This is a genomic window from Corynebacterium sp. HMSC034H07 (genome assembly GCF_001815175.1).
In the GTDB taxonomy this organism is placed as follows: Bacteria; Actinomycetota; Actinomycetes; order Mycobacteriales; family Mycobacteriaceae; genus Corynebacterium; species Corynebacterium hiratae.
Map to the genome: position 1 here is coordinate 1 of NZ_KV819534.1, position 299 is coordinate 299.

Genomic DNA, 299 nt, shown 5'->3' on the forward strand with positions numbered 1-299 from the left:
TGGTGATGACAAGGGGTTTAGTTTCCTTTCTTTGCGAGGTTGTCCATGCTGAACTGGTCTGCACCGCCGAGAAACGCGCCGGTGGTATCCCGGTCAGCGGCTACAGGCTGGGCGGTTGTGGTGCTACGCGGGGCCTGGTCTAATCCGCGGGGCCGAGTGGCGTGTTCTTTGCGTATGGCGGCCATCATGTTTTTGACTGCGGTATATGACACCGCCCGTCGGCTGCCGTCGTTGGCGGTCAGGCGCTGGCATGCCTCTTCCAGGATTGGTTTGTTGCCGTGTTTGCCCATCGACAGCAC

At 60.2% G+C, this 299-nt stretch carries 1 pseudogene; it reads right to left on the minus strand.

What is annotated here, in order from left to right:
* Positions 1-17 precede the first annotated feature (17 nt).
* Positions 18-299 (minus strand): annotated as a pseudogene (locus HMPREF3009_RS13815) (IS21 family transposase); the annotation flags it as partial.